A 23,332-nucleotide genomic window follows, 5' to 3' on the forward strand; every position below is an offset into this window, starting at 1 on the left:
GGTTGGGGTTACCGGACCGGCGACGGTCCTGGTGGTTCAACCATCAAGGTTACCAACTCCTCCGCCGCAGCGTGAACTTCGGTGTTGACCACCGTCACGTCGAACTCCGACTCGGCGGCCAGCTCCTCGCGAGCGGTCTCCAGGCGGCGGGTGCGCTCCTCCTCGTCCTCGGTGCCCCGCCCGACGAGCCGGCGGACCAGCTCCTCCCACGACGGTGGCTTCAGGAACACGAACAAGGCCTCCGGCATCGTCTCCCGCACCTGCCGGGCGCCCTGCAGGTCGATCTCCAGCAGCGCGGGCCGGCCCTCGGCGAGCGCCTGCTCGACCGGCTTGCGCGGAGTGCCGTAGCGCGCCGCCTTGTGCACGACCGCCCACTCCAGGAGCTGGCCATCGGCGACGAGCGCGTCGAACTCCGCGTCGGTCACGAAGTAGTAGTGCCGGCCGTGGATCTCCCCCGGCCGGGGCTTCCGCGTGGTGACCGAGACCGAGATCCACACCTCGGGGTGGTGCTCGCGGATCTGGGCCGCGACGGTGCCCTTGCCCACCGCGGTGGGTCCGGCGAGGACGGTCAGGCGGCTCGGGCGGGGCCGGTCAGCCACGCGAGCCGAACTCGCGCTCCAGCGCGGCGATCTGGTTGGCACCGAGGCCGCGCACGCGGCGGCTCTCCGAGATGCTGAGGCGCTCCATCATCTGCCGGGCGCGCACCTTGCCCAGGCCCGGCATCGAGGTGAGCAGGTCGAGCACCCGCATCTTGCCGATGACGTCGTTCTCCTGGCCCTGGTGCAGCACGTCGACGATCGAGGCGCCGGAGTGCTTGAGGCGGTTCTTCACCTCGGCCCGCTCGCGCCGCGAGGCTGCGGCCTTCTCCAGGTTGGCCTGGCGCTGCTCCGGCGTGAGTTCCGGCAAAGCCACGGTGCATCCTCGGGTCGGTCGGCGGGTGGGTGGTGGACAGGTCGCAATCTAGTGACCCCGGCCCCCGCGCTGCAACGCGGGCCGGGCGGCGTCAGCCGACGGCGCCGCCGAGGTCGACGTCGCACACGTCGGCGGCGTGCTGCTCGATGCCCGCGGACGCCTCCCGCACCGGTGTCGACGTCAGCTTGCCCGCCGCGTCCTGGATCGCGTCGTACGCCTCGGGGTCGACACCCTCCGGCCGCTTCCCGTCCCGGAACACCGACGCGTCCGCGCCCGCCGCGTCGAGGGCGTCGGTCAGACCGCGCCAGGCGTTGACGTACGTCGTCCACTCGTCGCGCAGGTCGGCCGGGGCGGCGTCGCGGAGCCGCTCGAAGACCTGCACGCTCTGCTCGATCGCGTCGCCGCCGGAGCCCCCGTCCCGGCCGGACAGCCGCTCGAGCGTGGCCTTCTCGTCACTGAGGGCGGCGCAGTAGTCGTCGGTCGAGCCTTCGTCGCTGCACGCGGCCGGAGCCACGAGCAGCAGGACGAGGGCCGCGACCGTGCCGACACGGGCCGCCGGCATCAGTCGAGCAGGCCGCGGCGGCGCAGCAGCGGCTCGGTGCTCGGCCCGCGGCCGCGGATCGACGCGAATGCCTCCATCGGGTCGACCGCACCGCCCCGGGACAGCAGCCCGGCGCGGAACGCGTCGCCGTTCACGCGGCGCAGCCCGCCGTTGTCGCGGAACCAGTCGACCATGTCGGCGTCGAGCACCTCGCTCCACAGGTAGGAGTAGTAGCCGGCGTCGTACCCGTTGGTGAACGCGTGCGCGAAGTAGCCGGTGCGGTACCGCGGCGGCACCAGCGGGGACGCGACGCCGTGCTTCTCCAGCGCGCCGCGCTCGAACGCCTCGACCTCGTCGACGGTGACCGGCTTCGCGTCGGGGACCAGCCGGTGCCACTCGTGGTCGAGCAGGGCGGCTCCGAGCATCGAGACGGTGTCGAAGCCCATGCCGGCCTCGCTGGAGGCGATCAGGCGGTCGGCGACGTCCTGGGGCAGCGGCTCCCCCGTGGCGTGGTGGCGTGCGTAGCTGGCCAGCACCGCCGGGTCCCACATCCACATCTCGTTGACCTGCGAGGGGAACTCCACGAAGTCGCGCGGGACCTCGGTGCCGGCCAGACGCGGGTAGGTGACGTCGGAGAACAGCCCGTGCAATGCGTGACCGAACTCGTGGAACGCCGTGCGCACCTCGTCGACGGTCATCAGCGCCGGCTGTCCCGCCGCAGGCTTCGGCACGTTGAGGCAGACCACGACCACCGGCTTCTCGTCGAGCAGGTGGGACTGCGTGACGAACTCGTCCATCCACGCGCCACCGCGCTTGGTGGGCCGGGCGAACCAGTCGCACACGAACAGGCCGAGCGTGCTGCCGTCGTGGTCGAAGACCTCGTAGGTGCGCACGTCGGGGGCGTAGCCGGGCAGGTCGGGCCGCTCGGTGAAGGTGAGGCCGTAGAGCCGCTCGGCGGCCAGGAACACGCCGTCGTGGAGCACGCGCTCCAGCGAGAAGTACGGGCGCAGCTCCTGCGGGTCGACGTCGAAGGTCGCCGCCTTGACCCGCCCCGCGTAGTAGGTCCAGTCCCACGGCTCGACGGGGCCGTCGATGCCGTCGGCCCGCATCGCCGCCTCGATCGCAGCGCGCTCGTCGTCGAGGTTGGCCATCGCCGGGGCGGCCATCGCGTCGAGCATGCCGGTGACGGCCGTGGTGGTGCCGGCGGTCTGGTCCTCGACGACGTACGACGCGTGGTCGGGGTGGCCGAACAGCCCGGCGCGCTCGGCCCGCAGGGCCGCGATCTCGACGATCAGGGAACGGGTGTCGTGGTCGCCGCCGCGCATGCCCCGCGTGGTGGCGGCCTGGTGCAGCCGGCGGCGGGTCTCGCGATTGCGCAGGGAGGCGAGCGCGGGCTGGATCGTGGGAGACAGCAGCGTCAGGACGTAGCCGTCGACCTCGCGCTCCTTGGCGGCCAGCGCCGCGGCCTCGACGGCGTCGTCGGACAGGCCGGCCAGCTCGGCCACGTCGGTGACGTGCACGGCCATCGAGTTGGCCTCGGCCAGCAGGGTGGACCCGAATGCCGTGGTGGCGCGGCTGATCTGCTCGTTGAGCTCGCGGAGCCGCTGCTGCTGGGCGGCCGGCAGGGCGGCGCCGGCACGGACGAAGTCGGTGTGGTGCCGCTCCACGAGGCGGACCTGCTCGGGCGTCAGGCCGCCATCGTGCCGGGCGGCGTGCACGGCGTCGATGCGCGCAAAGAGGGCCTGGTCCAGCAGGATCGCGTCGCGGTGTGCCGACCAGGCCGGCATCAGGTCGCCCTCGAGCTCCTGCATCTCGGGCGTGGCCATCGAGTTGGCCATCTCGTAGAAGACCCGCATGGTCCGGTCGAGCAGCCGTCCGGACCGCTCCAGCGGCACCAGGGTGTTGTCGAAGGTCGGCGGCGCGGGGTCGGCGGTGATCGCGTCGATCTCGGCGCGGTGCTCGGCGACGCCGGCGTCGAAGGCCGGCCGGTAGTGCTCGTGACGGATCGCGTCGAACGGAGGGAACGCGAACGGCAGGGTGCTGGCGGTCGCGAACGGGTTGTTCGGGTCCAGGGTGGTGTCTGGCATGGGGACTTTCTACCTCAGCGCCGATCGAGGCCGGCGACGTCGTCGGCCGCGCGCACCGCGGCGGCGTGCAGCGCCTCGCGGTCGGGCCCGGCCTGCAGGATCTCGCGGGAGCTGCTCGGGAGCAGCCAGGGGGACGCGTCGCCGAACAGCGCGCGCATGTCGTCGACGGTGCCGCCCTGGGCGCCGTACCCGGGCACCAGGATCGGCCCGTTGACGTCGAACGACGGGGTCACGCCCTCGCGTGGCACGGTCGCCCCGACGACCACACCGACGGAGCCGAGCGGCTCGGCTCCGGCGTTCTGGGAGGCAACCTCGTCGAGGACGGTGGCGGCGACGGTGCGGCCGTCGGCGGTGGCGGCCTGCTGGAACTGCGGCCCCTCGGGGTTGGACGTCATCGCGAGCACGAAGACGCCGCGGTCGTGGGCCAGCGCGGTGTCGATCATCGGCTGCACGGAGCCGAAGCCGAGGTAGGGGCTCACCGTGATGGCATCGACGGCCAGCGGGCTCGCCGGGTGCAGGTAGGCGTCGGCGTACGCCTGCGCCGTCGAGCCGATGTCGCCGCGCTTCACGTCGAGCAGGACGAGCGCGCCGAGCTCGCGGCAGGCCGCGATCGTCCGCTCCAGCACGGCGATGCCGGCCGAGCCGTGCCGCTCGAAGAACGCCGACTGGGGCTTGACGACCGGCACCGTGCCGGCGAGCACCTCGGCGGCGGTGAGCGCGAACTTCTCCAGCCCGAACGCCGAGTCGGTGAGGCCCCACGCGTCCAGCAGACCGGGGTGCGGGTCGATGCCGACGCACAGGCGTCCGCGGGTGTCGAAGGCGTCCGCGAGACGGCGGCCGAAGGTCATGGCGGGCTCCTGGTCCTCGTCGGTCATCGGCCGGCCAGCTCGCGCTGGACGCGGGCGGGCCAGCCGGCGCCCTCGTAGACGAACGCGGTGTAGGCCTGCAGCAGCGTCGCTCCGGCCTCCAGCCGTGCGCGAGCGTCGTGGGCGTCGCCGATGCCGCCGACGGCGATGATCGTCAGGTCGGGGCCGACCCGGTCGCGCAGCAGCTCGAGCACCACGAGCGCCCGCTCGCGCAACGGCCGCCCGGACAGACCGCCGGCGCCGGCCAGCTCCACCTCGGCGGGCGACGAGCGAAGACCCGCGCGGCTGATCGTGGTGTTGGTGGCGACGATCCCGTCGAGGCCGAGCTCGACGGCGAGGTCGGCGACCGCGAGCACGTCGTCGTCGGACAGGTCGGGCGCGATCTTGACCAGCAGCGGCACGTGCGCGCTCGTCACGGCGTCCGCCTGGCGTCGTACGGCGACCAGCAGCGGGCGCAGCCGCTCGACGGACTGGAGGTCGCGCAGCCCCGGTGTGTTGGGCGAGGAGACGTTGACGACCAGGTAGTCGGCGTACGGCGCGAGCAGGCGCGTGGACTTCTCGTAGTCGGCCGCCACGGCGTCCGCGTCGGCCTCGGGGACGACCTTGGTCTTGCCGATGTTGACCCCGAGCACCACGTGGTCGTGGCGGCGCTTCAGGCGGCGCCGGGCCAACCGCTCGGCGACCGCCTCGGCGCCGTCGTTGTTGAAGCCCATCCGGTTGACGACCGCGCGGTCCTCGGGCAGCCGGAACAGCCGCGGCCGGTCGTTGCCGGGCTGCGGCTCGGCGGTGACCGTGCCGACCTCCACGAACGAGAACCCGACGGCGGCGAGCGCGTCGATGCCCTCGGCGTTCTTGTCGAACCCGGCGGCCAGGCCGAGCGGGCCGGGGAACTCGATCCCCATCGCCTTCACGGGCCACCGGTCGTGGTGCAGGCGGCCGAGCACCGGCCGGGCGGCGCGGACGGCGCGGAACCCGGCCCGGTGCGCCTTCTCGGCGTCGAGCCGGACCAGGACCTTGTCGAAGAGCGCGCGGTAGCCGGTCACCGCCGGGCCGCCCACTCCTGCAGCGAGCGGACGCCGATGTCGCCGCTGCGGAGCGCCTCGATGCCCTGCACGGCCGCGCCGAGCCCCTGCACCGTGGTGATGCACGGGACGTTCGCCATCACGGCGGCGGTGCGGATCTCGTAGCCGTCGATCCGGGCGGAGCCGCCGCCGGACGAGCCGTGCGGGGTGTTGATGATCAGGTCGACCTCGCCGGCCTGGATCAGCTGCACGGTGGTCGGCTCGCCGTGGGGACCCGGCCCCTCGTAGTGCTTGCGGACGACCGTGACGTCGACGCCGTTGCGGCGCAGCACCTCGGCGGTGCCCTGGGTGGCGAGCACCTCGAAGCCGCGGTCGGCGAGCACCTTGATCGGGAAGATCATCGTGCGCTTGTCGCGGTTGGCCATCGACACGAAGACCTTGCCGCGCGTCGGCAGCGACCCGAAGGCAGCGGTCTGCGCCTTGGCGAACGCCGTGCCGAAGTCGGCGTCGAAGCCCATCACCTCGCCGGTCGACTTCATCTCCGGGCCGAGGACGGTGTCGACGTTCTTGCCGTCGGGCGTGCGGAACCGGTTGAAGGGCATCACGGCCTCCTTGACCGCGATGGGCGCGTCGGACGGGAGCATGCCGCCGTCGCCCTCGGCCGGCAGCACCCCGGCCTTCCGCAGGTCGGCGATCGACTCGCCGAGCATCACCCGGGCGGCGGCGCTGGCGAGCGGCGTCGCGGTGGCCTTGGAGACGAACGGGACCGTGCGGCTCGCCCGGGGGTTGGCCTCCAGGACGTACAGGACGTCGGAGCCGAGCGCGAACTGGATGTTGAGCAGCCCGCGCACCCCGATGCCCCGGGCGATGCCCTCGGTGGCCTCGCGGATGCGACCGATCTCCTGGTCGCCGAGCGTGATCGGAGGCAGCGCGCAGGAGGAGTCGCCGGAGTGGATGCCGGCCTCCTCGATGTGCTCCATCACGCCGCCGAGGAACAGCTCCTCGCCGTCGAACAGCGCGTCGACGTCGATCTCGACCGCATCGTCGATGAACCGGTCGACCAGCACGGGGTGCTCGGGGCTGATCTCGGTGGCGCGGGTGATGTAGCCCTCGAGCGACTCGTCGCTGTAGACGATCTCCATGCCCCGCCCGCCGAGGACGTACGACGGGCGCACCAGCACCGGGTAGCCGATGGCCTCGGCGATCTCCCGGGCCTCGGCGAACGACGCCGCCGTGCCGTGCATCGGCGCCGTCAGCCCGGCCTCGGCGAGCACCCGGCCGAACGCCCCGCGCTCCTCGGCGAGGTGGATCGCCTGCGGGGAGGTGCCGACGATCGGGACGCCGGCGTCCTGCAGGCCCTGGGCGAGGCCGAGCGGCGTCTGCCCACCGAGCTGGCAGATGACACCGGCCACCGGGCCGGCCTGCTGCTCGGCGTGCACGATCTCGAGGACGTCCTCCAGCGTGAGCGGCTCGAAGTACAGCCGGTCGGAGGTGTCGTAGTCGGTCGAGACCGTCTCGGGGTTGCAGTTGACCATGATCGTCTCGTAGCCGGCGCCGCCCTTCGACGCCGACAGCGCCAGGCTCGCGTGCACGCACGAGTAGTCGAACTCGATGCCCTGACCGATCCGGTTCGGCCCCGAGCCGAGGATGATCACGGCCTCGCGCTCACGCGGCTGCACCTCGGTCTCCTCGTCGTACGACGAGTAGTGGTACGGCGTGCGGGCGGCGAACTCGGCGGCGCACGTGTCGACGGTCTTGAACACGGGCCGGATGCCGAGCGCGTGCCGGACGCCGCGGACCACGGCCTCGGGCATGTCGCGGATCTTGCCGACCTGGGCGTCGGAGAAGCCGTGCCGCTTGGCCAGCCGCAGCACCTCGGGGGTGAGCTCCGGGCTGGCGGCGATCTGGCCGGCGACCTCGTTGATCAGGCTGAGCTGGTCGACGAACCAGGGGTCGATCTTGGTCGACTCGAAGATCTCCTCGGCGGTGGCGCCGGCGCGCATCGCGTCCATGACCTTCTTGAGCCGGCCGTCGTGCGGGGTGCGGATCTCGTCGAGCAGGGCCGCCTTGTCGAGGTCCTGCCACTCGTGGGTCCAGTCGAAGACGGCGGCCTTGTTCTCCAGGCTGCGCAAGGCCTTCTGCAGCGCCTCCGTGAAGTTGCGGCCGATCGCCATCGCCTCGCCCACGGACTTCATGTGGGTGGTCAGCGTCGGGTCGGCGGACGGGAACTTCTCGAACGCGAAGCGCGGCACCTTCACCACGACGTAGTCGAGGGTGGGCTCGAACGACGCCGGGGTCTCGGCGGTGATGTCGTTGGGGATCTCGTCGAGCGTGTAGCCGATCGCGACCTTGGCGGCGATCTTGGCGATCGGGAAGCCGGTCGCCTTCGACGCCAGCGCCGAGGAGCGGGAGACGCGGGGGTTCATCTCGATGACGACCACGCGGCCGTCGTCGGGGTTGACCGCGAACTGGATGTTGCAGCCGCCGGTGTCGACGCCGACCGACCGGATGATGCCGATCGAGAGGTCGCGCAGGTGCTGGTACTCACGGTCGGTGAGCGTCATCGCCGGCGCGACGGTGATCGAGTCGCCGGTGTGCACACCCATCGGGTCGAGGTTCTCGATGCTGCAGACGATGACCACGTTGTCGGCCTTGTCGCGCATGACCTCGAGCTCGTACTCCTTCCAGCCGAGGATCGACTCCTCCAGCAGCACCTCGGTGGTCGGGCTCGCGGCCAGGCCGGCACCGGCGATGCGACGCAGGTCGTCCTCGTCGTAGGCCATGCCCGAGCCGGTGCCGCCCATCGTGAACGACGGCCGCACGACCATGGGGTAGCCGAGCTGGTCGGCGGCGCCGAGGCAGTCGTCCATCGTGTGGCAGATGACCGAGCGGGCCACCTCTCCCCCGAGGTCCTCGACGATGTGCTTGAACGACTCGCGGTTCTCGCCGCGGTGGATCGCCTCGATGCTCGCGCCGATCAGCTCGACGCCGTACTTCTCGAGGATCCCGGCCTCGGCCAGCGCGATCGCGGCGTTGAGCGCGGTCTGCCCGCCGAGCGTGGCGAGCAGCGCGTCGGGCCGCTCCTTCTCGATGACCTTCTCGACGTACTCCGGGGTGATCGGCTCGACGTACGTCGCGTCGGCGAACTCCGGGTCGGTCATGATCGTCGCCGGGTTGGAGTTCACCAGCACGACGCGCAGGCCCTCCTGCTTGAGGACCCGGCACGCCTGGGTGCCGGAGTAGTCGAACTCGCAGGCCTGGCCGATGATGATCGGCCCGGAGCCGATGACCAGGACGCTCTGGATGTCGGTGCGCTTCGGCATCAGGCGTTGTCCCCCATCAGGTCGCAGAAACGGTCGAACAGGTACGCCGCGTCGTGCGGTCCGGCCGCGGCCTCCGGGTGGTACTGGACCGAGAACGCCTTGAGCTTCCCGGCCTCGTCACGGAGCTCGAGCCCCTCGACGACGTCGTCGTTGAGGCAGACGTGGCTGACCGAGGCGTCGCCGTACTGGGTGCGGGTCGACCCGTCGAGCGGCGCGTCGACGGCGAAGCCGTGGTTGTGCGCGGTGACCTCGACCTTGCCGGTGGTGCGGTCGATGACCGGCTGGTTGATGCCGCGGTGGCCGTACTTGAGCTTGTAGGTGCCGAAGCCGAGTGCGCGGCCGAAGAGCTGGTTGCCGAAGCAGATGCCGAAGTACGGCAGCCCCTGGCGCAGCAGGGCCTGCAGCAGCTCGACCTGCTGGGTGGTGGCCGCCGGGTCGCCGGGGCCGTTGCTGTAGAAGACGCCGTCGGGGTCCACCGCCAGCACCTCCTCGGCACTGACGGTCGCCGGCATCACGTGCACCTCGATGCCGCGCTCGGCCATCATGCGCGGCGTGTTGGCCTTGATGCCGAGGTCGACGGCGGCGACGGTGAACCGCTTCTCCCCCACCGCCGGGACCACGTAGGTCTCGGTCGTCGTCACCTGGTCGGAGAGCTCGGTGCCGGCCATCTCGTCGGCGTCGAGGACCCGCGCGAGCAGTGTCTGCGGGTCCGTCTCGGTCGTGGAGATGCCCACGCGCATCGCGCCGCGCTCGCGCAGGTGCCGGGTCAGCGCGCGGGTGTCGATGCCGCTGATCCCGACGACGCCCTGCTCGCGGAGCGCGTCGTCGAGGGAGCGCCGGGCCCGCCAGCTCGACGGCACGCGGGCGGGGTCGCGCACGACGTACCCGCTGACCCAGATCTTGCGGGACTCGGGGTCCTCGTCGTTCATCCCGGTGTTGCCGACGTGCGGCGCGGTCATCACGACGACCTGGCGGTGGTACGACGGGTCGGTGAGCGTCTCCTGGTAGCCGGTCATGCCGGTGGAGAACACCGCCTCGCCGAACGTCTCGCCCTCGGCGCCGTAGGACTCGCCGTGGAACGTGCGACCGTCCTCCAGGACGAGGATCGCGGGACTCACTGTGCGTTCTCCTTCGTCAGCTTGCTGATGGCGCGGACCCAGGCGTTGTGGGCCTCGGTCGTGCCCCTGTCGGCGACGGCCTCGTCGGTGAGGCGGAAGCCGGTGTCGAGCGTGAGGTCGCCGTGCTCCCAGGTGACGACGAGCAGGCCGTGCGGCGGCACGACCTTCCCGGCGATGCCCTGGTCGTGGCGGGCGCCGCGCACGGCCGCGGCGGGGATCCGGAACGACCCGGCGAGGCGGACCACGTCGAGCCCCTCGGCGGAGAGGTTCAGCCGGGCCTGGCTGCGAGCGCCGAGGCCCCGGGCGACCACCCGGTCGAGCCAGTCGCCGGCGACGGTGGTGCCGAAGTAGCGCGCTCCCCCGGTCAACCGCGCCTCGGGCAGCTCGGCGACGGGAGGGACCTCGACGAGCGGCGGCAGGTCGTGCCTGGTCGCCCGGCCCTTCCAGCCGCGCCACATGCCGAGGTAGGCGAGGACCAGCACCAGGCCGAGGAGCGCCACGGGCACCCAGGTGGGCGCTTCGGTCATCAGGCGAGCTTCCCGTCCAGCACGGTCGGCTTGCCTCTCAGGAACGTCGCGACCACGCGGCCGGGCAGCTCCATGCCGGCGTACGGCGTGTTGCGGCTCAGCGACGCGGTCTCGGTCGGGTCGACGACCCGGGTCGCGCCCGCGTCGTACAGCACGATGTTGGCGGGCTCACCGGCGGCGAGCGGGCGGCCGTGCCCGGAGAGGCGTCCGATCTCGGCGGGCTTGGTGGACATCCGCTCGGCGACGCCGGCCCAGTCGAGCAGGCCGGTGTCCACCATCGTCGCCTGGACGATCGACAGCGCGGTCTCGAGGCCGAGCATGCCGAAGGCGGCCGCCTGCCACTCGCAGTCCTTGTCCTCGTGGGGGTGCGGCGCGTGGTCGGTGGCGACCACGTCGATGGTGCCGTCAGCCAGGCCCGCGCGGAGCGCCTCGACGTCGGCGGCCGAGCGCAGCGGCGGGTTGACCTTGTAGATCGGGTCGTAGGTCAGCGCCTTCTCGTCCGTGAGCAGCAGGTGGTGCGGGCACGCCTCGGCGGTGACGTTCCAGCCCTTGCTCTTGGCCCAGCGGACGATCTCGACCGAGCCGGCGGTGGACACGTGGCAGACGTGCAGGCGGGAGTCGACGTGGGCGGCGAGCAGGCAGTCACGGGCGATGATCGCCTCCTCGGCGACGGCCGGCCAGCCGCGCAGGCCGAGGCGGCCGGAGAGCTCGCCCTCGTTCATCTGGGCGTCCTCGGTGAGCCGCGGCTCCTGCGCGTGCTGGGCGACGACGCCGTCGAACGCCTTGACGTACTCCAGCGCCCGGCGCATCAGCACCGCGTCGGAGACGCACTTGCCGTCGTCGGAGAACACCCGGACGCGGGCGGCGGAGTCGGCCATCGCACCGAGCTCGGCGAGCCGCTCGCCCTGGAGGCCGACGGTGACGGCGCCGACCGGGAAGACGTCGCAGTGGCCGGCCTCGCGGCCGAGCCGCCAGACCTGCTCGACGACGCCGGCGGTGTCGGCGACCGGGTCGGTGTTGGCCATCGCGTGCACGGCGGTGAACCCGCCGAGCGCGGCGGCCTGGGTGCCGGTGTCGACGGTCTCGGCGTCCTCGCGGCCAGGCTCGCGCAGGTGGGTGTGCAGGTCGACCAGGCCCGGGAGGGCGACCAGGCCCTCGCCGTCGACGATCTCGGCGCCGTCGGCGCTCAGACCCGCACCGACCTCGGTGATCCGGCCGTCCTCGACGAGGATGTCGGCGGCGTCGCCGCCGAGGATGCGGGCGTTGCGGATCAGGTAGGTGGTGCTCACTCGTCTCCCTCGGCGTTCTTCGACAGGGCCGGCTCGGAGCCGCCCAGCAGCAGGTACAGGACGGCCATCCGGACGGCGACACCGTTGGTGACCTGCTCGACGATCACCGAGCGGTCGGAGTCGGCGACGTCGGCGGTGATCTCCATGCCGCGGATCATCGGGCCGGGGTGCATCACGATCGTGTGGTCCTGGAGGTTCGCCATCCGGCGACCGTCGAGGCCGTAGCGACGGGAGTACTCGCGGACCGTCGGGAAGAACGCGGCGTTCATTCGCTCGCGCTGCACCCGCAGCATCATCACGACGTCGGCCTTGGGCAGGACGCCGTCGAGGTCGTACGACGTCTCGACGCCCCAGCCGTCGACACCGTACGGCAGCAGCGTCGGCGGGGCCACCAGCGTCACCTCGGCGCCGAGCGTGCGCAGCAGCAGCGCGTTGGAGCGGGCGACCCGGCTGTGCAGCACGTCGCCGACGATCGCGACCCGGCGGCCGTCGAGGTTGCCGAGGTGCCGCCACATGGTGAACGCGTCGAGCAGCGCCTGGGTCGGGTGCTCGTGGGTGCCGTCGCCGGCGTTGACCACCGAGCTCTTGGACCAGCCGGCGTTGGCCAGCAGGTGCGGCGCCCCGGACGCCCAGTGCCGGACGACGACCGCGTCGGCGCCCATCGCCTCCAGCGTCAGCGCGGTGTCCTTGAGCGACTCGCCCTTGCTCAGCGAGGAGCCCTTGGCGGAGAAGTTGATGACGTCGGCGGACAGCCGCTTGGCGGCGGCCTCGAACGAGATCCGGGTGCGGGTCGAGTCCTCGAAGAAGAGGTTCACGATCGTGCGGCCGCGCAGCGCTGGCAGCTTCTTGATCGGCCGGTCGGCCAGGGACCGGAGCTCCTCGGCGGTGGTGAGGATCAGCTCGGCGTCGTCGCGGGACAGGTCGCCGGCGCTCAGCAGGTGCTTCTTCATCGGGACTCCTCCTCGCGGCTCGGCGCGTCGTCGGCGGACGTGCCGGAGATGAGCACGGCGTCCTCGTCGTCGAACTCGGCGAGGTGCACGGAGACCTTCTCGACCAGGGAGGTCGGGAGGTTCTTGCCGACGAAGTCGGCGCGGATCGGCAGCTCGCGGTGGCCCCGGTCGACGAGGACCGCGAGCCGCACGGCCTGCGGGCGGCCGAGGTCGTTCATCGCGTCGAGCGCCGCCCGGATGGTGCGTCCGGAGAAGAGCACGTCGTCGACGAGGACGACGACCTTGCCGTCGATGCCGTCGGAGGGGATGTCGGTGCGCATGAGGGCGCGGGCCGGCTTCATCCGCAGGTCGTCGCGGTACATCGTCACGTCGAGCGACCCGACCTCGACGTCGTGACCCTCGACCGAGGCGATCTTGGCGGCGATCCGCTGCGCGAGCGGGACGCCGCGGGACGGGATGCCCAGGAGCAGGAGGTTCGAGGCGCCCTTGTTGCGCTCGAGGATCTCGTGGGCGATGCGGGTGAGAGCGCGGGAGACGTCACGCGCGTCCATCACGGTGCGGGCAGTGCTGCCGAGGTGAGCGGCTGGTGCGTTGGCTTGGGCACACACGAGCTCGTCGGACCTCCTTCTCCGCCTCACGGGACGGCTCGTTAAAGGATGTCGATCGCTGGTCACCCTAACAGCCGGGCGGGGTGCTTCTCACATCCGCCGCGGCGCGTCCCGAGGTGTGGGCGGCCGCACCACGCCGGCGGGTCAGCCGAGCGCCTTGAGGGCCTCCTCGACCGCCCGGTGGAAGGTCGGGTAGGCGTAGATCATCGAGCGCAGCGTCGTCACCGGCACCTCAGCGTGCACGGCGGTGGCCAGCATCGACAGGACCTCCCCGCCGGACGGCCCGACGACCGTGGCGCCGACGAGCACGCCGCGGTCGGCGTCGGCGACGACCTTGATCAGGCCCTCGGCCCGCGCGATCCAGCCACGGGTGGAAGCGCTGAGGTCGGTGGTGCCGACCTGGACGTCCAGGCCGGCGTCGCGGGCCTGCTTCTCGGTCAGACCGACGCTGCCGACCTCGGGATCGGTGAACGTCACGCGCGGGACGGCGTGGTACGCCGCCTCGGGCCCGTCCTGGCCGAGGATGTCGCGGACGGCGATCGCGGCCTGGTACATCGACACGTGCGTGAACGCGCCCTTGCCGGTGATGTCGCCGATCGCCCACAGCCCCTCGGCGCCCGTCACCCGCATCCGGCCGTCGGTGTCGAGGGCGCGCTGCTCGGGGTCGAGTCCCACCGTCTCCAGGCCGATGGCGGCGATGTTGGTGCGACGGCCGGTGGCCACGAGGAGCCGGTCGGCGGTGAGGCGCTGCCCGGCGGCCTCGACGGTGAAGGTGCCGTCGTCGTAGGACACCCGCTCGACCTGCGTGCCGGTCAGCACCTGGATGCCCTCGCGGGCGAACACCTGCCCCATGAGCGTGCCGGCCTCGGGCTCCTCCAGGGCCAGGATCCGGTCGAAGAGCTCGACCACGGTGACGCGGGTGCCGAAGCGGGCGAACGCCTGCGCCATCTCCGCGCCGATCGCTCCGACGCCGAGCACGATCATCGAGGCAGGCGCCTGCTCGGCTGGTACCGCGTCCCGGTTGGTCCAGTACGGCGTGTCGGCGAGGCCGTCGACCGGCGGGGCCGCCGGCTCGGTGCCCGTGTTGAGCACGACGCCCTTCCGCGCGGTCCAGGTCTCGCCCGCGACCTCGACCTGCCGGGGGCCGACCAGCCGGGCCTCGCCGTGCACGACGGTGGCGCCGGCCTTCTCCAGCCGCTCCACGGCGATCGTGTCGTCCCAGTCGGCCGTCGCCTCGTCCTTGATGCGCCGCGCCACGGCCGACCAGTCGGGGGTGACGGACGCCGTACCGGCGAGACCGTCGACCCGGCGGGCCTCCGCGAGCACGTCGGAGGCGCGCACCATCATCTTGCTCGGGATGCAGCCGTAGTAGGGACACTCGCCGCCGACCAGCCGCCGGTCGACGGCCAGCACGTCCAGGCCCGCCCGGGCGAGCTGGCTGGCAGCGGACTCGCCGCCGGGACCGAGCCCGACGACCACGACATCGACCTCACGGGCGCTCATGACGGTCAGACTACGGTCGGGGGATGACCCACGTCCCCCACGAGACCGTTCCCCTCGTCGCCGGTGCGATGCCGCTGCTCGGCTTCGGCACCTGGCAGATCACCGGTTCCGACGCCGTGACGGCGACCGCCGCCGCGCTCGAGTCCGGCTACCGGCACCTCGACACCGCGACCGTCTACGGCAACGAGGCCGAGGTCGGCCGGGCGCTGGCCGAGAGCGGGGTCGCCCGCGACGACGTGTTCGTCACGACCAAGTGCCCGCCCGACCGGGCCGGGCGCGAGCGGGAGACGCTGGAGCAGAGCCTGGAGGCGCTGCGCACCGACCACGTCGACCTGTGGCTGATCCACTGGACGACCGACTCCGCCGACGAGCGCCGCGCCGTCTGGGAGGCGTTCGTCGCCGCCCGCGAGGCGGGGCTGGTGCGCGACATCGGCGTCAGCAACTACTCCCCCGCCCAGATCGACGAGCTGGTCGACGCCACCGGCGTGAAGCCCGCGGTTAACCAGATCAAGTGGAGCCCGCTGCTGTACGACGCCGGCCTCGTCCGCGAGCTCGCCGACCGCGAGATCGTGCTCGAGGGCTACAGCGCGCTGCGCGGCGGCACCCTCACCGACGCGACCATCTCCGGCATCGCCGACCGGCTCGGGCGCACGCCCGCGCAGGTGATCGTGCGCTGGCACCTGCAGCACGGGTTCGTCGCGATCCCCAAGTCGACCAGGCCCGAGCGGATCGCGGCGAACGCCGACGTCGCCGGCTTCGAGCTGTCCGACGACGACATGGCCGCCCTCGACGGCCTGGGGTCATCACGGCGTCAGTGAGCGCGTGAGCTCCGCGGCCGGGCCGGGTCGCGCCTGCGTGTGCCCCGTCCCGGCCCACAGGTGCGCGACCTGCGGGTCACCGGCCGCGACGGCCGCCTTCCGCAGCGGCGAGGTCAGGTGGTGCAGCTGCGGGTACGCGGCCGGTGCGTCGGGGTGCTCGGCCATGAACCGGTTGGCCAGCCCGCGCGCCCACCGGCCGGTGTACGCCCGCGTCAGCGCGGTCGCCTCGAACGCCGGATCCGTGAGCGCGGCCCGGTGCACCGGGTTGGTGCCCGCCTCGTCGGCCAGCAGGTACGCCGTACCGCAGAGCGCGGCGACGGCCCCGGCCCGGACAAGGGCCTCGACGCCGGTCGCGTCCATGACCCCGCCGCCGGCGACCACGGGCACGTCGACGGCGGCCAGCACGTCGCGCAGCAGGTCGGGCAGCGGCTGCGCGGCCGGCACGGCCAGCAGGTCCCAGGTGCCGCGGTGCGCCCCGGCGTCCGGGCCCTGCACCAGCAGCGAACGCGCTCCCCGGGCGACGGCCTCGCGCGCCTCGTCGGCCGTCGTCACGGTCACCGCGGTGTGCACCCGTGCCTCGGCGAGCCTCCGGAGGACGTCGGCGTCGGGGCAGCCGAACGTGAACGACACCAGGTCCGGACGCACGTCGAGGACGAGGTCGAGCTTGCCCTGCCAGTCGTCGTCGTCCCAGGCGGGCTCGCCGAGCGTCGCGCCGAGCCGCGCGGCCTCGGGCTCCAGGTCGGCGCGGTAGCCGGCCAGCACGTCGGCACCCGGGTCGCACCGCTCGACGACGAACAGGTTCACGGCCAGCGGCCCGGACGTCGCTGCCCGCGCGGCGGCCAGGTCGTCGGCGACCGCGGCGGCGGTCTTGTAGCCGGCCGCGACGTACCCCAGTCCGCCGGATTCCGTCACCGCTGCCGCGAGTGCAGGCGTCGACGCGCCGCCGGCCATGGGGGCGGCGACGACCGGGCGGGACAGGTCGCGCAGGTCGAGCATCCCGCCAGGCTAGACCGATGAATCAGCGGCGGCCGGGCGGTCTCCTCTCGTGAAGGGACACACCGACCACACCGCGGAGGAGGTGACGACGATGACCACCGAACGCCACGCCTGGGCTTCCCTCCAGGCGCACCCGCCGGTCGTCAGCCGCGTCAGCGCGACCTGCGGCTGCGGCCAGGACCTGGACACCTGCACGGGACTCCATTGCCCGCGCTGCGGCACGTCGATCGCCGCCCATGCCGCGTGAGGACCCGCGCCGCCGCCCCTAGGGTGACGGCATGGCGCACGGAACCCACGACTTCGAGGACGACCCCCGCAACGAGCAGATCCTGATCTGGGTCAACGGCGACCTGCTCCCCCGCGACCGGGCCGTCGTGTCCGTCTTCGACTCCGGCTTCGTGCTCGGGGACGGCGTCTGGGAGGGCCTGCGCGTCAGCGGCGGGCACCCGGCGTTCCTCGACCTGCACCTCGACCGGCTCTACGAGGGCGCGACCGCGATCCTGCTCGACATCGGGCTCTCCCGCGAGGAGCTCACCGCCGCGATCTACGAGACGTTGCGAGCCAACGACATGGTCGACGGCGTGCACGTCCGGCTGATGGTGACGCGCGGCGTGAAGCGGACGCCGTACCAGGACCCGCGGGTCACCGTGGGCCCGGCGACCGTGGTGATCATCGCCGAGCACAAGGAGGTGATGCCGCGCACCGTGACCGAGGGCATCACGTTGTTCACCACGCACGTGCGCCGCGCGACGCCCGACACGCTCGACCCGAAGCTCAACGCGCACAGCAAGCTCAACGACATCACCGCGTGCATCCAGGCCTACACGGCCGGGGCCGACGAGGCGCTGATGCTCGACCCCCACGGTTTCGTCGCGACCTGCAACAGCACGCACTTCTTCGTCGTGAAGGGCACGCCGGCGGAGCCCGAGGTGTGGACGTCCGACGGGAGGTTTTGCCTGGGCGGGATCACCCGCGGCAACGTGCTGGCGATGTGCCGCGACGGCGGCATCACGGCCCGCGAGACGACGTTCAGCCTCACCGACGTCTACAGCGCCCAGGAGGCGTTCGTGACCGGCACCTTCGCCGGCGTCGTCCCGGTGCGAACCGTCGACGGTCGCATCATCGGCACCGGCGCGCGGGGTCCGGTCGTCGAGCGGCTGCAGGGGATGTACCGCGACCTCGTCGCCGCCGACGTCGCCGGGCGCACGGCGCCATGAGCGCGACCCGGCTGCACGTGTGGAGCGGCCCGCGGAACATCTCGACCGCGATGATGCGCTCCTGGGAGAACCGGCCCGACACCGTCGTGGTCGACGAGCCGTTCTACGCCGCCTACCTCGCCCGCACCGGCATCGACCACCCGGCGCGCGAGGAGGTGATCGCGAGCCAGCCCACCGACGAGGCCGCGATCCTCGCCTCGCTCGAGGCGCCGCTGCCGGACGGCCGGGACCTGCACTACGCCAAGCAGATGACGCTCCACCTCCGGCCCGACGACGACCTGCTCTGGACGCTGCGCTTCCGCAACGTGATGCTGATCCGGGACCCGGCCGAGGTGGTCGCGTCCTACGTGAAGTCGCGGGAGTCCTGCGAGCCCGACGACATCGGCCTGCCCCAGCAGCAACGCATGGTCGCGTTCTGGGACGCCCACGACGCCGCTCCGCCGGTCATCGACGCCGCGGACTTCCTCCGCGCGCCGGAGGGCTACCTGCGCTGGATCTGCGACTGGGTCGGCGTGCCGTTCACCGACCGGATGCTCTCCTGGCCCGCCGGTCCTCGGGACACCGACGGCGTCTGGGCACCGCACTGGTACGCCGCCGTGCAGGCCTCGACCGGCTTCGAGCCGTGGCGCCCGCGCCAGGTGCACCTGTCCGCGCACGACGCCGCCGTCGCCGCGACCTGCCGCCCGGCGTACGACGCCCTCCGCGCGCGCCGCCTGATCCTCTGAGGGTTTAGGACAGGAACTGACCTGAACCCGCTCTAGGGTCGAACCAGACCACCGAGGAAGGAACCACCATGGACTTCAGGATCGAGCTCGTCCCGCTGGCCGTCACCGACGTCGACCGTGCCAAGGCGTTCTACGGCGACAAGGTCGGCTGGAACGTCGACCACGACCAGGTCGTCTCCCCCGAGCTGCGCTTCGTGCAGGTCACGCCGCCCGGCTCGGCCTGCTCGTTCTGCTTCGGAGTGGGCCTGCAGATGCTGCCCGAGGGGTCGTCGCAGTTCATCCAGGTCGTCGTCGACGATGCCGACAAGGCGCTGGCCTACCTGCGCGAGCGCGACGTGGAGTGCGAGGGCGTCGACGAGCAGCCGTGGGGCCGCTTCGTGTACTTCCAGGACCCCGACGGCAACCGCTGGGCGCTGCAGCAGATCGTCGTACCGTCCTGAGCCCACCCCGATTCGTCCGCACCCGTCCCGCGGTGGAGACCCGCGGAACCGCGGACGAATCGGGTCTAGGCGGTCAGCGCCGGCTTGTCGCGCTGGATCGCGCCGAGCACGCCGTTGACGAACGCCGGCGACTCGTCGGTCGACAGGTCGCCCACCAGCGCCATCGCCTCGCTCACGGCGACGGCGTCGGGCACCTCGTCGACGTACAGCAGCTCGAGCACGCCGAGCCGCAGCACGTTGCGGTCGACCGCCGGCATCCGCCCGAGGCTCCAGCCCCGGGAGTACGTCGAGATCAGCTCGTCGAGCCTGGCCTGGTGCTCGGCGACGCCGCGGATCAGCGTGACGGTGTACTCGTTGACCGGCGGCTCACCGCTGATCACCCGCTCGTCGAGCGTCTCGCCGAGCGGCAGGCCGCGGACCTCGCACTCGAAGAGGATGTCCAGCGCCCGCTTGCGCGCCTTGGAGCGAGCCGCCATCAGGAGGAGACGCGACCGAGGTAGCTGCTGTCGCGGGTGTCGACCTTGACCTTCTCGCCGCTCGTGATGAACAGCGGGACGGCGATCTCGTGGCCGGTCTCGAGGCGGGCGGGCTTGGTGCCGCCGGTGGAGCGGTCGCCCTGGAGGCCGGGCTCGGTGTACTCGACCAGCAGCTCGACCGACGCGGGCAGCTCGATGTAGAGCACGCGGCCCTCGTTGGTCGCCACGATGGCGTCCTGGTTCTCCAGCATGAAGTTCTTGGCGTCGCCGACGATGTCGGGCGTGACCTCGATCTGGTCGTAGGTCGAGGTGTCCATGAAGACGTAGTTGGCGCCGTCGTTGTAGAGGTACTGCATCGTCCGCTTGTCGACGTTGGCCACGTCGACCTTGACGTCGGCGTTGAAGGTCTTGTCGACGGTCTTGCCGGACTCGATGTTCTTCAGCTTGGTGCGCACGACCGCGCCGCCCTTGCCGGGCTTGTGGTGCTGGAACCAGATGACGGACCAGAGCTGGCCGTCCAGGTTGAGCACCATGCCGTTCTTGAGGTCGTTGGTCGTTGCCATGTGCGCGCGTCAGCCTTTACGTGGTGTTGATCAGGGAACTGACGGAGTCTATCCGCGACCCCCGAGACTCTCCGAATCGACGGATCAGAGTTCGGCGAGGAACGCCAGCGCCTGCCGGTAGCCGTCGATGCCCTGCCCGGTCACGACGGAGGCGGCGTACGGCGACACGACGGAGGTGTGCCGGAACTCCTCCGGGCGGCTCGCGGGGTCGGAGATGTGCACCTCCACGAGCGGCGCCTCGAGCTGGGCGCAGGCGTCGAACAGCGCGTAGGAGTAGTGCGACCAGGCGGCGGCGTTGAGCACGACCGGGGTGCGGTCGTCGGCGGCCTGGTTGAGCCAGTCGAGCAGCTCGCCCTCGTGGTTGGTCTGGCGCACGTCGACGTCGAGCCCGAGGTCGCGGCCCCAGCCGGCGCAGAGGTCGGCGAGCTCGGCGTGGGTGGTGGTGCCGTAGATCTCCGGCTGGCGGCGCCCGAGTCGGCCGAGGTTGGGCCCGTTGAGGACCAGCACCTTCGTGCCGGTCACCGCGCGGCCTCCGCCGCGACCTCGGCGAACGCCGCGGTCAGCAGCTGCGGGTCCGGCCCGGCCATCACCGCGGGCTTGGCGAGCCCGTCGAGGACGACGAAACGCAGCTGGTCGCCGCGGGACTTCTTGTCGATCCGCATCGCCTCGTGGAGCTGGCCCCACGGCGCCTGGCCCTTGTACGACGTGGGCAGCCCGACGAGCTCGAGCACGGAGCGGTGCCGCTCGGCGGTGGCGTCGTCGAGACGGCCCGCCATGCGCGCGAGCTCGGCGACGAAGACCATGCCGATCGCGACCGCGGCGCCGTGCCGGAACTGGTACCGCTCGGCCTTCTCGATCGCGTGGCCGAGGGTGTGGCCGTAGTTGAGCGCCTCGCGGCCGGGGTGTCCGGCGGTCCCGCCGGTCTCCTTGAGGTCGTCGACAACGACGTCGACCTTGACCCGGACCGCCCGCTCGACCAGCTCGCGCAGCAGCGGCGACGTCGGGTCGACGGCGGCGATCGGGTCGCTCTCGACGAGGTCGAGGATGGCCGGGTCGGCGATGAAGCCGCACTTGACGACCTCCGCCAGCCCGCTGATCAGCTCGTTGCGCGGAAGCGTCTCGAGCGTCGCCAGGTCGCACAGCACACCGGCCGGCTCGTGGAACGCGCCGACGAGGTTCTTGCCCTCGGAGGTGTTCATGCCGGTCTTGCCGCCGACGGCCGCGTCGACCATGCCGAGCAGGGTCGTCGGGAGGTGCACGACCTTCACGCCGCGCAGCCAGGTGGCGGCGACGAACCCGCCCATGTCGGTGGTCGACCCACCGCCGACGGTGACGACGGCGTCCGAGCGGGTGAACCCGGTCTGCCCGAGCACCTGCCAGCAGAACGACGCGACCGGGGCGAGCTTCGCCTCCTCGCCGTCGGGGATCTCGATGCCGTGGGCCTCGTAGCCCTGGTCGGTGAGGTCCTGCCGGATCGCCTCGCCGGTCGCGGCCAGCGCCCGCGGGTGGATCACCGCGACCCGCTGCACGCCGCTGCCGAGCATGCCGGGCAGCTCGCCGAGCAGGTTGCTGCCCACCACGACGTCGTAGGGGGATGCTCCGCGCACGGGGATGGCCGTGCGCTCGGGCGACTCCGTCACGAGAGCTCCTTCGTCTCGATCGCGGCCGCCACGTCGTCGGCGACCTCCTCCGGGGTGCGCCCGTCGGTGTCGACCTGGACCGTGGCGACGGCCTGGTAGACCGGCAGCCGCTCGTCGAGCAGCGCCTTCACCCGCGACCGTACGTTGCCGAGCAGAAGCGGGCGGCCGACGCCGAGCCCGACCCGTTTGACGGCGTCGGAGAGCCCCACGTTGAGGAAGGCGACCGGGTGGCCGGCGAGCGCCTCGCGGGTGCCCGGGTCGAGCACGGCTCCCCCGCCGAGCGCGAGCACACCGTCGTGCTCGGCCAGCGCCGCCGCGACGGCGGCCCGCTCCAGTGCGCGGAAGTGCTGCTCACCGTCGTCGACGAAGATCTCGGAGATCTCGCGCCCCTCGGCGGCCACGATGTCGGCGTCGGTGTCGCGCACCGTGAGGTGCCAGCGCTCGGCCAGGATCGCGGCCACGGTGGACTTGCCGGCGCCCATCGGGCCGACCAGCACGACCCGGGGAGCCACTACCTGAACCTCAGGGTGTCCAGGTAGCTCTCGGCGTTGCGCCGGGTCTCCTGCACGGAGTCGCCGCCGAACTTCTCCAGCACGGCTTCGGCGAGCACCAGCGCGACCATGGCCTCGGCGACGATGCCGGCGGCCGGCACGGCGCAGACGTCGGAGCGCTGGTGGTGCGCGACCGTGGCCTCGCCGGTGGCGATGTCGACGGTGCGCAGCGCGCGCGGGACCGTGGCGATCGGCTTCATGGCGGCGCGGACGCGGAGCGCCTCGCCGGTGGTCATGCCGCCCTCGGTGCCGCCGGAGCGGCCCGAGGTACGGCGGATGCCCTCGTCGGTGGCGACGATCTCGTCGTGCGCGAGGGAGCCGGGGGTCGCGGCGAGGCCGAACCCGTCGCCGACCTCGACGCCCTTGATCGCCTGGATCCCCATGAGCGCACCGGCCAGGCGGGCGTCGAGCCGTCGGTCCCAGTGCACGTGCGAGCCGAGGCCCGGCGGCAGGCCGTGCACGACCACCTCGACCACGCCGCCGAGCGTGTCGCCGTCCTTGTGCGCCTCGTCGATGCGGGCGACCATCTGCTTGCTCGCGTCGGGGTCGAGGCAGCGCACCGGGTCGTCGTCGAGGTAGGCGACGTCGTCGGGCGTCGGGACAGAGCCCTCGGGTGCGTCGACGCCGCCGAGCTGGACGACGTGGGACACCACCCGGGCGCCGACGGACTGCTCGAGGAAGCGGGTCGCCACCGCCCCGAGGGCGACGCGCGCGGCCGTCTCGCGCGCCGACGCGCGCTCGAGGATCGGGCGGGCCTCGTCGAAGTCGTACTTCTGCATGCCCACGAGGTCGGCGTGGCCGGGCCGCGGACGGGTCAGCGCGGCGTTGCGGGCCAGCGCCTCCAGCTCGACCGGGTCGACGGGATCGGCGGACATCACCTTGTCCCACTTGGGCCACTCGGTGTTGCCGACCCGGATGGCGACCGGGCTGCCGAGCGTCCGGCCGTGGCGCAGGCCGCCGATGATCTCGACCTCGTCCTGCTCGAACTTCATCCGGGCGCCGCGGCCGTAGCCGAGCCGCCGCCGGGCCAGCGCGTCGACGATGTCGCCCGACGTCACGGAGACGTGGGCGGGCAGACCCTCGAGTACGGCGACCAGGGCGGGTCCGTGGGACTCGCCGGCCGTGAGCCAACGCAGCATGCGGTCAGTCTTTCACGCGTG

General features: G+C 72.4%; 25 protein-coding genes. 5 read left to right on the plus strand and 20 right to left on the minus strand.

The features are described from left to right. Window positions 1-8: 8 nt before the first annotated feature. From gmk to ETU37_RS14330, 13 genes are all read right to left on the minus strand, one after another. Complete coding sequence (gmk, locus tag ETU37_RS14270; RefSeq protein ID WP_129988017.1) at window positions 9-599, minus strand: guanylate kinase; 591 nt, start codon at window positions 597-599, stop codon at window positions 9-11. After that, window positions 592-912: an integration host factor, actinobacterial type gene (gene mihF, locus ETU37_RS14275; RefSeq protein WP_129988018.1), complete on the minus strand. Its 321-nt coding sequence runs from the start codon at window positions 910-912 to the stop codon at window positions 592-594. The genes gmk and mihF overlap by 8 nt, the downstream gene beginning before the upstream one ends. Before the next feature lie 91 nt (window positions 913-1,003). Beyond that, window positions 1,004-1,474 carry a hypothetical protein gene (locus ETU37_RS14280; RefSeq protein ID WP_129988019.1) on the minus strand — a complete coding sequence of 157 codons (471 nt, stop codon included), beginning with the start codon at window positions 1,472-1,474 and terminating at the stop codon, window positions 1,004-1,006. After that, complete coding sequence (locus ETU37_RS14285) at window positions 1,474-3,540, minus strand: M3 family metallopeptidase (RefSeq protein WP_129988020.1); 2,067 nt, start codon at window positions 3,538-3,540, stop codon at window positions 1,474-1,476. Before ETU37_RS14285 ends, ETU37_RS14280 begins: the two co-directional genes overlap by 1 nt. Before the next feature lie 14 nt (window positions 3,541-3,554). Then, on the minus strand, window positions 3,555-4,415 hold the full coding sequence (pyrF, locus tag ETU37_RS14290) for an orotidine-5'-phosphate decarboxylase (RefSeq protein ID WP_240755743.1): 861 nt from the start codon (window positions 4,413-4,415) through the stop codon (window positions 3,555-3,557). Beyond that, window positions 4,412-5,449, minus strand: coding sequence for a quinone-dependent dihydroorotate dehydrogenase (locus ETU37_RS14295; protein ID WP_129988021.1), 1,038 nt, complete (start codon window positions 5,447-5,449; stop codon window positions 4,412-4,414). The genes pyrF and ETU37_RS14295 overlap by 4 nt, the downstream gene beginning before the upstream one ends. Further along, window positions 5,446-8,751 (minus strand): carbamoyl-phosphate synthase large subunit, encoded by a 3,306-nt coding sequence (gene carB / locus ETU37_RS14300; protein WP_129988022.1) that lies wholly within the window; start codon window positions 8,749-8,751, stop codon window positions 5,446-5,448. The genes ETU37_RS14295 and carB overlap by 4 nt, the downstream gene beginning before the upstream one ends. Then, a complete protein-coding gene (gene carA / locus ETU37_RS14305) occupies window positions 8,751-9,869 on the minus strand; it encodes a glutamine-hydrolyzing carbamoyl-phosphate synthase small subunit (protein ID WP_129988023.1) in 1,119 nt (372 codons plus the stop codon). Before carA ends, carB begins: the two co-directional genes overlap by 1 nt. Next, entirely contained in the window at window positions 9,866-10,396 is a 531-nt protein-coding gene (locus ETU37_RS14310) for a PH-like domain-containing protein (RefSeq protein ID WP_129988024.1), read from the minus strand. Before ETU37_RS14310 ends, carA begins: the two co-directional genes overlap by 4 nt. Continuing rightward, a complete protein-coding gene (locus ETU37_RS14315; protein WP_129988025.1) occupies window positions 10,396-11,685 on the minus strand; it encodes a dihydroorotase in 1,290 nt (429 codons plus the stop codon). The genes ETU37_RS14310 and ETU37_RS14315 overlap by 1 nt, the downstream gene beginning before the upstream one ends. Then, a complete protein-coding gene (locus tag ETU37_RS14320; protein ID WP_129988026.1) occupies window positions 11,682-12,635 on the minus strand; it encodes an aspartate carbamoyltransferase catalytic subunit in 954 nt (317 codons plus the stop codon). Before ETU37_RS14320 ends, ETU37_RS14315 begins: the two co-directional genes overlap by 4 nt. Beyond that, window positions 12,632-13,243 (minus strand): bifunctional pyr operon transcriptional regulator/uracil phosphoribosyltransferase PyrR, encoded by a 612-nt coding sequence (gene pyrR, locus ETU37_RS14325; RefSeq protein ID WP_276319690.1) that lies wholly within the window; start codon window positions 13,241-13,243, stop codon window positions 12,632-12,634. Before pyrR ends, ETU37_RS14320 begins: the two co-directional genes overlap by 4 nt. A 144-nt stretch (window positions 13,244-13,387) precedes the next feature. Continuing rightward, entirely contained in the window at window positions 13,388-14,746 is a 1,359-nt protein-coding gene (locus tag ETU37_RS14330; protein WP_129988028.1) for a dihydrolipoyl dehydrogenase family protein, read from the minus strand. Between the two features lie 23 nt (window positions 14,747-14,769). Between ETU37_RS14330 and ETU37_RS14335 the strand changes: the two genes are divergently transcribed. Further along, window positions 14,770-15,564 carry an aldo/keto reductase gene (locus ETU37_RS14335; protein WP_206053946.1) on the plus strand — a complete coding sequence of 265 codons (795 nt, stop codon included), beginning with the start codon at window positions 14,770-14,772 and terminating at the stop codon, window positions 15,562-15,564. On the opposite strand, the gene ETU37_RS14340 is transcribed toward ETU37_RS14335, so the two are convergent. Then, complete coding sequence (locus ETU37_RS14340; protein WP_129988029.1) at window positions 15,550-16,560, minus strand: nitronate monooxygenase; 1,011 nt, start codon at window positions 16,558-16,560, stop codon at window positions 15,550-15,552. The genes ETU37_RS14335 and ETU37_RS14340 overlap by 15 nt on opposite strands. Window positions 16,561-16,651: 91 nt before the next feature. Between ETU37_RS14340 and ETU37_RS23235 the strand changes: the two genes are divergently transcribed. The 4 genes from ETU37_RS23235 (at window position 16,652) to ETU37_RS14355 (ending at window position 18,942) form a co-directional block, all read left to right on the plus strand. Continuing rightward, window positions 16,652-16,807, plus strand: coding sequence for a DUF2089 domain-containing protein (locus tag ETU37_RS23235; RefSeq protein ID WP_165372530.1), 156 nt, complete (start codon window positions 16,652-16,654; stop codon window positions 16,805-16,807). Window positions 16,808-16,838: 31 nt separating this feature from the next. After that, entirely contained in the window at window positions 16,839-17,777 is a 939-nt protein-coding gene (locus ETU37_RS14345) for an aminotransferase class IV (protein ID WP_129988030.1), read from the plus strand. Beyond that, complete coding sequence (locus ETU37_RS14350; RefSeq protein ID WP_129988031.1) at window positions 17,774-18,502, plus strand: sulfotransferase-like domain-containing protein; 729 nt, start codon at window positions 17,774-17,776, stop codon at window positions 18,500-18,502. The genes ETU37_RS14345 and ETU37_RS14350 overlap by 4 nt, the downstream gene beginning before the upstream one ends. A gap of 68 nt (window positions 18,503-18,570) precedes the next feature. Beyond that, the gene (locus ETU37_RS14355) at window positions 18,571-18,942 is read left to right on the plus strand and encodes a VOC family protein (RefSeq protein ID WP_129988032.1); all 372 of its coding nucleotides are present in this window, start codon (window positions 18,571-18,573) and stop codon (window positions 18,940-18,942) included. 65 nt (window positions 18,943-19,007) lie between these two features. On the opposite strand, the gene nusB is transcribed toward ETU37_RS14355, so the two are convergent. The 6 genes from nusB to aroC form a co-directional block, all read right to left on the minus strand. Beyond that, complete coding sequence (nusB, locus tag ETU37_RS14360; protein WP_129988033.1) at window positions 19,008-19,418, minus strand: transcription antitermination factor NusB; 411 nt, start codon at window positions 19,416-19,418, stop codon at window positions 19,008-19,010. Further along, complete coding sequence (gene efp, locus ETU37_RS14365; RefSeq protein ID WP_129988034.1) at window positions 19,418-19,981, minus strand: elongation factor P; 564 nt, start codon at window positions 19,979-19,981, stop codon at window positions 19,418-19,420. Before efp ends, nusB begins: the two co-directional genes overlap by 1 nt. A gap of 84 nt (window positions 19,982-20,065) precedes the next feature. Beyond that, window positions 20,066-20,503 (minus strand): type II 3-dehydroquinate dehydratase, encoded by a 438-nt coding sequence (locus tag ETU37_RS14370; protein ID WP_129988035.1) that lies wholly within the window; start codon window positions 20,501-20,503, stop codon window positions 20,066-20,068. Continuing rightward, window positions 20,500-21,621, minus strand: a complete 1,122-nt coding sequence (gene aroB / locus ETU37_RS14375) for a 3-dehydroquinate synthase (protein WP_129988036.1) — start codon at window positions 21,619-21,621, stop codon at window positions 20,500-20,502. The genes ETU37_RS14370 and aroB overlap by 4 nt, the downstream gene beginning before the upstream one ends. Then, entirely contained in the window at window positions 21,618-22,133 is a 516-nt protein-coding gene (locus ETU37_RS14380; protein ID WP_240755744.1) for a shikimate kinase, read from the minus strand. Before ETU37_RS14380 ends, aroB begins: the two co-directional genes overlap by 4 nt. Then, window positions 22,133-23,311 (minus strand): chorismate synthase, encoded by a 1,179-nt coding sequence (aroC, locus tag ETU37_RS14385; RefSeq protein WP_129988037.1) that lies wholly within the window; start codon window positions 23,309-23,311, stop codon window positions 22,133-22,135. Before aroC ends, ETU37_RS14380 begins: the two co-directional genes overlap by 1 nt. Window positions 23,312-23,332 lie beyond the last annotated feature (21 nt).

Origin of the sequence: Nocardioides iriomotensis (genome assembly GCF_004168035.1) — a bacterium.
In the GTDB taxonomy this organism is placed as follows: domain Bacteria; phylum Actinomycetota; class Actinomycetes; order Propionibacteriales; family Nocardioidaceae; genus Nocardioides_B; species Nocardioides_B iriomotensis.